The 7,139-nt window shown below is 36.5% G+C and carries 10 protein-coding genes and 1 pseudogene; 6 read left to right on the forward strand and 5 right to left on the reverse strand.

Going from position 1 to position 7,139, the window contains the following annotated elements; translation table 11 throughout:
* Nucleotides 1-203 (reverse strand): annotated as a pseudogene (locus tag ACJHV0_RS03245) (magnesium/cobalt efflux protein); the annotation flags it as partial.
* 138 nt (nucleotides 204-341) lie between these two features.
* Between ACJHV0_RS03245 and ACJHV0_RS03250 the strand changes: the two are divergent.
* Nucleotides 342-950, forward strand: coding sequence for a DUF2057 family protein (locus tag ACJHV0_RS03250; protein ID WP_483133372.1), 609 nt, complete (start codon nucleotides 342-344; stop codon nucleotides 948-950).
* A 76-nt stretch (nucleotides 951-1,026) separates the two neighbouring features.
* On the opposite strand, the gene ACJHV0_RS03255 is transcribed toward ACJHV0_RS03250, so the two are convergent.
* Both ACJHV0_RS03255 and ACJHV0_RS03260 read right to left on the reverse strand, forming a co-directional pair.
* Complete coding sequence (locus ACJHV0_RS03255) at nucleotides 1,027-1,419, reverse strand: hypothetical protein (protein WP_025236294.1); 393 nt, start codon at nucleotides 1,417-1,419, stop codon at nucleotides 1,027-1,029.
* Between the two features lie 43 nt (nucleotides 1,420-1,462).
* Entirely contained in the window at nucleotides 1,463-2,032 is a 570-nt protein-coding gene (locus tag ACJHV0_RS03260) for a TorD/DmsD family molecular chaperone (protein WP_483133373.1), read from the reverse strand.
* A gap of 60 nt (nucleotides 2,033-2,092) precedes the next feature.
* On the opposite strand from ACJHV0_RS03260, the gene nfo reads away from it, so the two are divergent.
* Nucleotides 2,093-2,938, forward strand: coding sequence for a deoxyribonuclease IV (gene nfo, locus ACJHV0_RS03265; RefSeq protein WP_334254152.1), 846 nt, complete (start codon nucleotides 2,093-2,095; stop codon nucleotides 2,936-2,938).
* A gap of 129 nt (nucleotides 2,939-3,067) precedes the next feature.
* Nucleotides 3,068-3,637 (forward strand): C40 family peptidase, encoded by a 570-nt coding sequence (locus ACJHV0_RS03270; RefSeq protein WP_283385630.1) that lies wholly within the window; start codon nucleotides 3,068-3,070, stop codon nucleotides 3,635-3,637.
* A gap of 41 nt (nucleotides 3,638-3,678) precedes the next feature.
* Here ACJHV0_RS03270 and ACJHV0_RS03275 read toward each other — a convergent pair whose 3' ends face one another.
* Together ACJHV0_RS03275 and grcA are read right to left on the reverse strand one after the other, a co-directional pair.
* A complete protein-coding gene (locus ACJHV0_RS03275; protein ID WP_025342739.1) occupies nucleotides 3,679-4,137 on the reverse strand; it encodes a LexA family protein in 459 nt (152 codons plus the stop codon).
* Between the two features lie 174 nt (nucleotides 4,138-4,311).
* Nucleotides 4,312-4,695 carry an autonomous glycyl radical cofactor GrcA gene (gene grcA / locus ACJHV0_RS03280; RefSeq protein ID WP_025236277.1) on the reverse strand — a complete coding sequence of 128 codons (384 nt, stop codon included), beginning with the start codon at nucleotides 4,693-4,695 and terminating at the stop codon, nucleotides 4,312-4,314.
* Nucleotides 4,696-4,864: 169 nt separating this feature from the next.
* Here grcA and ung point away from each other — a divergent pair, with 169 nt between their 5' ends.
* The 3 genes from ung to ACJHV0_RS03295 are packed head-to-tail and all read left to right on the forward strand — an operon-like array spanning nucleotide 4,865 to nucleotide 6,954.
* On the forward strand, nucleotides 4,865-5,536 hold the full coding sequence (ung, locus tag ACJHV0_RS03285; protein WP_025236276.1) for a uracil-DNA glycosylase: 672 nt from the start codon (nucleotides 4,865-4,867) through the stop codon (nucleotides 5,534-5,536).
* A gap of 23 nt (nucleotides 5,537-5,559) precedes the next feature.
* Nucleotides 5,560-6,483, forward strand: a complete 924-nt coding sequence (locus ACJHV0_RS03290) for an SPFH domain-containing protein (RefSeq protein ID WP_483133374.1) — start codon at nucleotides 5,560-5,562, stop codon at nucleotides 6,481-6,483.
* A 24-nt stretch (nucleotides 6,484-6,507) separates the two neighbouring features.
* Nucleotides 6,508-6,954, forward strand: coding sequence for an NfeD family protein (locus ACJHV0_RS03295; protein WP_025236274.1), 447 nt, complete (start codon nucleotides 6,508-6,510; stop codon nucleotides 6,952-6,954).
* Nucleotides 6,955-7,139: the final 185 nt, after the last annotated feature.

The raw sequence follows: 7,139 nt of genomic DNA on the forward strand, positions 1-7,139 counted from the left end.
AATTCAGAGATTTCCATTACCCCTTCAAGCATTTCTCTGGTGTCGCTATCAATCAGTTCATTCTCAACAGAATCTCGAATGACCTCAACCAAATCTTCACGGTTTTTAGGCTCATTTTGAAAAAGCCCACTAAATAGAGAGTGTAAAATGGATTTTTTCTCCGATTTTTCAGTTGTATTTATATTTTGCTGCTCATCACTCATAGTTTGTTCCAGTTAAATAAATTACGCTTATAATAAGCAAATTCGATAACAAATCAAATAAAACATTGCTATTTTCATTCAAATTAGCATAGGATAAGCAAAATCTTTTTGTTTCGTAAATTATTTTAGGGGTTTTAAATGAAATTAACCAAAACGGTATTAACGGCGGCAGCTTTAGTTGTAAGTTCTCTAAGCGTTGCCGGCACATTAAGTTCCTCATCAATGGTAGAAATTTTAGCTTTTGATGGACAGCGAGTAAAAAAAGGAACAACTTCTGTGCAAATCAGTGAAAATAAAACTCATCAAGTTGTTGTGGAAGTTGGTGGAACAATTGATGGCGATTACTTTAATTCCGATCAAATGATCTTGACCTTTCAAGGCACAGCGGAAAATGCCAAATTAGAAACTCCGAGATTAAAATCAAAATTAGATCTGCGTAAATTTAAAGAAAACCAAACGGTAACGATTAAAACCGATTCAGGAAAAGTGATTGCTCACAAGCAAGATTTCTTAAAAGGCGAAGGTTTTTTAGCGAGTACGCGTGTGGAAGAAAACTTGAGTAAATATAATTTAGCTAAGAATGTTGCGTCTGTTGAAAAATTTGCGACAGCACCGCTTGAGGCAAAAGGACAAATTATTGTCGATACAAATAAAGTCTCAGACGCTGAATTACAACTTTTATTCCAAAAAGCGGATAAAGAAACCCAAAAACGTTTCTTAGATTGGGCGAAGCAAAACGCAAAATAAGAATTTGGCTTTAACAAGCGGTTATTTTTCTCAAGTTTTTTACAAAAAATCGAAGAAAAATGACCGCTTGTATTTATTACCAACAATAATAGCAATAACGCCAGCTATCCCAACCGCCCCAATACATTTCTCTCTCGTAATTCCAACGCATTTCTTCCAGTTCTAACTGAGATTTGTAGTTTTGCCACGCCATTTTATAACAGGCTTGAAACATTGGGTCATTAACTTTTTCTGCATAACGCTTTTTAAATTCAGCTTCTTCTTTTTCTGTTTGACTAAGCGGCGGATTAAATTGTTGGTGCATTAATTCTGCGGCTTCAACATCGCATTGTTTTGCCAGTTGTACTTGCAAATCTTGTTCCGCTCTTACTTGTTTCGCTCGGCGTTCCGCTTGTTGTTCAGGCGTTAAGGCACAGGCAGTTAAAATGAATGAAAGCGAAAGGGTTAAACCTAATTTTGCTATTTTCATATCCAAGTCCTCATATCCAAATTCACTTAGTTGAATTGGTTGTTTATTCTACTGCTTCTTGCTCGCTTTCTTCAAGCTCATCAGCCATAGCACTTAAGGCATCACGGGTTAATTGAGCCAGAGCTTTATAAAAACCACTATCAAAGGCTTCTACTTTACCTAAAAATTGACTGGCACAAGGGAGCAAAAAACGCTCAAATAGTGTTTTTTGTGCAAGTGTAGAGTCAAGATTGTCTTCAATCCACGAGGCGGTTAAAAGTAATAATGCAACGTGATCTGCATTCTCTAATGCGGGCATTGCCCGCTCTTGGCGGAATGTTACAAAATCCTCAACAGATAAACCATAGGTAGAAATTGTTGTAGCAATAGCCCCATTTTCTGCAAAAAGTGCTTGATAGCTTGCTTCTAATTGCGTAGGGTTAGCACTCTTTTGCAAAATATTCAATGCATTCTTGCTTTGTGCATCTGTGCTTAATGCCCAATGTTGTCGTAATCCGCCTTGTGCAAGCCAATTAAATGTACCGGCTAGAATCGGATCTGTTGGGGTTCGGTAAAATAAATTGCCAAATAGACGGCAAAGCAGTGAAAAATCGTTAATAGTTGTTTCGCTCATATAATGTGAAATAGGTAAATAAAAGTAGTGTTAGTATAACAGAACATCAGAGAGGACAGAATGAAATATATTGGGGCTCACGTGAGTGCTTCGGGTGGTGTGGAAAATGCGGTTCTGCGTTCGGTAGAAATCGGAGCGAATGCTTTTGCGTTGTTTACTAAAAATCAACGTCAATGGCAAGCTCCGCCATTAAAAGGCGATACTATTGAAAAATTTAAGCGATTTTGTGCAGCACATCATTTTTCAGCAGAGCAAATTTTGCCACACGATAGTTATTTAATTAATTTAGGTAACCCAGAAGCAGAAGCGTTAGCAAAATCTCGCACTGCGTTTATTGATGAGATGAGTAGGGCTAATCAGCTTGGCTTGAAATTGTTGAATTTCCATCCCGGATCGCACTTAAAGAAAATTTCTGAACAAGATTGTTTGTCTCGAATTGCAGAATCTATCAATATGGCAGTTGAAGCAGTGCCAAATGTGATAGCAGTTATTGAAAATACGGCAGGACAAGGCTCTAATTTAGGTTGGCATTTTGACCATTTAGCAAAAATTATTGAGCAAGTAGAAGATAAAAATCGAGTTGGTGTATGTTTGGATACTTGTCATTTATTCTCGGCTGGTTACGATATTAGCTCCTATGAAAAAAGCGAAGCAGTATTTAATGACTTTAATCAAACGGTTGGTTTCCATTATTTAAAAGGGATGCACTTAAATGGTTCAAAAACGCCATTAGGTAGCCGTGTAGATAGACACCATACGCTAAGAGAAGGCACAATTGGTACAGAAGTTTTTACATTTATTATGCAGAGTTCAAATTTTGACCGCATTCCGCTTATTTTAGAAACAATATTACCTGAAATTTGGGCAGATGAAATAAAATTTCTTCGCACATTGGAACTAAAATAGGTTATACTGGTCCGAGATGTTGGTCTGGAGCGATCCAGACTTTTGTTTTGTATGTTTTTTTGATCTTCTAAAGATCGTAATTTAAGGAATAAACCGCTGTAATTGTTCTGGCGAGACGAGATATTAATTATGAAAAAAAATCTTTTTGTAGTAACCCTAAAACCGTTATTCATTACTTCCATTTTGGCTGTTTTTGGTAGTTATTCTTCCATTGCTGTTGCGAGTTTAAGTACAAAACCAGCAACACCTAATCAAATCATTGCAAGTAAAGCAGAAAGATTATCTAAATCTTCTATCTCAACAAATCGTCCTCAACATTCTCCACGTGCAGAACAAACTGCGAGTAGCAGTAATCGTATTAATAGTGTTTATCGCAACTGGGTTGGTACACGCTACCGAATGGGCGGTACAACTAAAGCCGGTATTGACTGTTCTGCTTTCGTGCGTGAAGTGATGGAGAAAGCATTTAATAGAGATATGCCTCGCTCAACTGCAGAACAACGCTATATTGGACGCTCTATTTCAAAATCAGATTTACGCCCGGGCGATTTAGTTTTCTTCCGTAAAAACAACCACGTAGGTGTTTATATCGGTAACGGTAAATTTGTTCACGCAAGTTCAAGTCGTGGTGTAACTACTAGTTCATTATCAGAAAGCTATTGGTCAAGAACTTACACTCAATCTCGCCGAGTAATTTAAAGAATGAATAAGGGGACTAGTGCCCTTATTTTTTATTTCTATTATGCCACTCGTTGCTTACTTTGTGTAAATGCTCCACGAGTACGCATTTGATGTACTACGTTTGTAATCACGCCGGAAATTTTGACTTCATTCCAATCAGTAATTCTTAAGTTTGGTTCGCTTACATCCAATGAAAATAGAATTTTTTCATTCACGCCTTGTGCATTTTCAAGCTCACTAAAGAATTGATAGAATTTATATTCGCCATTTTTTTCTAATACCAATAAATCATTCACTAAATAGTGGTCGGTATTTTCTACAATCAGCAGATCATCAAGTTCGATTCCCCACGCAATTAAGTTAGGGTTTTTAACGTGAATGAAAAACGTATCCGTTGGGCGTTTAATACAAAGTGAATTAAGATCAAGTTTTACAGAACGGCTACTGTTAAAATCCCGATAAAGCGGAATCGGTTGATGAGATACCGTTTGTGTTGAAATTTGTTTTAATGAAGCCATTGTGAGATCCTCTATCTGTCTTTTTATACAGGGTATTTTACTGTGTAAAAAAACAGTGTCAATACTTTATTTAAATTTTTTGTAAATTTAAACAGTATTTTGACCGCTTGTTATTCGCTAATAAGCAATAAAAAAGCACCCAATATGGGTGCTTCTTCGCATTAAAAACTGTTATTATAGACTTTCAGTAAAAGTACGAGTAATAACATCACGTTGTTGTTCAGGGGTTAATGAGTTGAAACGCACGGCATAACCTGAAACACGAATGGTTAATTGTGGATATTTCTCCGGGTTTTTGATTGCATCTTCTAATGTTTCACGGCGTAAAACATTCACGTTTAAGTGCTGACCACCTTCCACTTTGATAGTTGGAGCAACATTTACTGGTACTTCGCGGTATGCAATGTCGCCCAATTCACTGATAGCAACGATTTGATCTTCTTGGTAACCCGCTTTAGCTGCTAAGCAACGAGCTTCATTTTTAGCTTCATCTAATAACCAAAAAGAGTTTAATAAGTTGCTGTTTGCTGACTCAGTGATTTGTACACCTTTAATCATTTTAAGTTCTCCTATAAAGAGTGAAATTGAAAATTACGAAAAAAGTTTAAATATTCAAATTTATTTGAAATCATTGTACCTGTTTTTAGATAAAAAGCGATAAAAATTTAACCATTTTTAGCTTACAGTATTCTATTTGAATGAAATTTAATCATAATTGGGTGTTTTTATGAAAACTTGGACGGAAGCCTTAGGCGAAGAAAAGCAAAAAGATTATTTTCAACAGATTTTGCAATATGTGCATAATGAGCGGTTATCAGGCAAAGTAATATATCCGCCACAAAATGAGGTATTTAGTGCTTTCGCTTTAACAGAATTTAGCAATGTGAAGGTGGTGATTCTAGGACAAGATCCTTATCACGGACCAAATCAAGCACACGGATTAGCCTTTTCAGTTAAACCTCCTGTTGCTCCACCTCCATCTTTGTTGAATATGTATAAGGAATTATCCGAAGATATTGAAGGATTTCAGATTCCGCATCACGGTTATTTAATTGATTGGGCAAAACAAGGCGTTTTTATGTTAAACACGAGTTTAACTGTTGAGCAAGGTAGAGCAGGCTCACATTCACAAATTGGCTGGGAGATTTTTACCGATAAAGTTATCGCACAATTAAATGAACATCGAGAGAATTTGGTGTTTTTACTTTGGGGTAGCCACGCTCAGAGAAAAGGGCAGTTTATCGATCGTAATCGACATTGTGTGTTAGCTTCTCCGCACCCATCGCCATTGTCGGCTTATCGTGGATTTTTTGGCTGTAAACATTTCTCAAAAGCAAATAATTACTTGATTTCAAAAGAAATATCCCCAATTAATTGGCAACTACCTATTGAAATTTAATTGTTCATTTAAAGGAGAAAAAGATGGAATTTGATTTACCGATTTTAGGTGCTACATTTGCAATATTGGTGCTGGTAGCACTAAGTTCAACCATCAAAATTGTGCCACAAGGTTATCATTGGACAATTGAACGTTTCGGGCGTTACACCAAAACCCTCACTCCGGGACTAAATATTGTTTTACCTTTTATTGATAGAGTTGGACGAAAAATCAATATGATGGAACAGGTATTAGATATTCCATCGCAAGAAGTTATTTCTCGTGATAATGCCAGTGTGTCTATTGATGCAGTCTGCTTTGTTCAAACCATTGACGCTCGCCGGGCAGCTTATGAAGTGAATAATTTAGAACAGGCGATTGTAAATTTAACAATGACAAATATGCGTACTGTGTTAGGTTCGATGGATTTAGATGATATGCTTTCACAACGTGATGTCATTAATAGTCGCTTGCTCTCGATTGTTGATGAAGCAACCAATATTTGGGGGGTAAAAGTAACTAGAATTGAAATTCGTGATGTTCGCCCACCAAAAGAATTAGTAGCTGCGATGAATGCTCAAATGAAAGCTGAACGCAATAAACGTGCAGACATTTTAGAAGCAGAAGGTATCCGACAAGCTGAAATTCTACGTGCAGAAGGTGAAAAGCAATCTCGTATTTTAAAAGCCGAAGGGGAGCGTCAAGAAGCATTCTTACAAGCGGAAGCTCGTGAACGTGCAGCAGAAGCGGAGGCAAAAGCAACTCAAATGGTATCTGAGGCTATTGCAAAAGGCGATACCACCGCAATTAATTATTTCATTGCTCAAAAATACACTGAAGCATTAAAAGATATTGGTTCGGCAGAAAACAGTAAAGTGGTGTTAATGCCTCTTGAAGCGGGCAATTTAATCGGTTCTGTTGCAGGTATTGCTGAATTATTAAAAGGCACTAAGAATAGCAGTAAGTAGTTCTGCTTTTAGCAAGGAGAAAATATGGATTGGCTATTTAACTGGAGTAGTTGGTTAATTTTAGGCTTTGTGTTACTTGCTTTAGAATTAATTATTCCAGGCGTATTGATTATGTGGTGGGGATTTTCTGCCATTTTGCTGGCAATGCTGGTTTGGCTATTGCCTGATTTATCTGTGAGTATTCAAATTAGTGGCTTCGCGATTCTAGCCATTGTCTTTAGCTTGATTTGGTGGAAATATCAACATACTAAAGATAAACAAGATGATAAATCTACATCGCTCAATTCAAGAGAGCAATCAATGATTGGTATGCAAGGTATAATTGTTGAAATACTGGAAAATGGCGTTGCTAGAGGTAAGTTTGGCGATACCACTTGGCGAGTGATGGGAATAGGGCTTAATTTAGGTGATAAAGTACAGGTTCAACGTGTTGATGGGATTACGTTGTATGTAACTAAAATGGTAGAATAATTTAATACAAGCGGTTATTTTTTATATTATTTTTGCTCTTTTAAAATAAAACCTTGAATTTATTCAAGGTTTTATTCTTATAAAAACAAGTAGGATAATTTTATTGAAAATTATGTCATATTTTATTTGTTTACCATAGCTCTTTCAGTTCTTGTTCTATCTTTTCAAATAGTTCATAGCGTTTT

Source organism: Mannheimia sp., from assembly GCF_056854775.1.

Coding starts and splice junctions, on each gene's coding strand:
- ung (WP_025236276.1), top strand. CDS start 4,865: ATGAAAACTTGGACGGAAGCCTTAGGCGAAGAAAAGCAAAAAGATTAT.
- ACJHV0_RS03290 (WP_483133374.1), top strand. CDS start 5,560: ATGGAATTTGATTTACCGATTTTAGGTGCTACATTTGCAATATTGGTG.
- ACJHV0_RS03295 (WP_025236274.1), top strand. CDS start 6,508: ATGGATTGGCTATTTAACTGGAGTAGTTGGTTAATTTTAGGCTTTGTG.
- nfo (WP_334254152.1), top strand. CDS start 2,093: ATGAAATATATTGGGGCTCACGTGAGTGCTTCGGGTGGTGTGGAAAAT.
- ACJHV0_RS03260 (WP_483133373.1), bottom strand. CDS start 2,032: ATGAGCGAAACAACTATTAACGATTTTTCACTGCTTTGCCGTCTATTT.
- ACJHV0_RS03255 (WP_025236294.1), bottom strand. CDS start 1,419: ATGAAAATAGCAAAATTAGGTTTAACCCTTTCGCTTTCATTCATTTTA.
- ACJHV0_RS03270 (WP_283385630.1), top strand. CDS start 3,068: ATGAAAAAAAATCTTTTTGTAGTAACCCTAAAACCGTTATTCATTACT.
- ACJHV0_RS03275 (WP_025342739.1), bottom strand. CDS start 4,137: ATGGCTTCATTAAAACAAATTTCAACACAAACGGTATCTCATCAACCG.
- ACJHV0_RS03250 (WP_483133372.1), top strand. CDS start 342: ATGAAATTAACCAAAACGGTATTAACGGCGGCAGCTTTAGTTGTAAGT.
- grcA (WP_025236277.1), bottom strand. CDS start 4,695: ATGATTAAAGGTGTACAAATCACTGAGTCAGCAAACAGCAACTTATTA.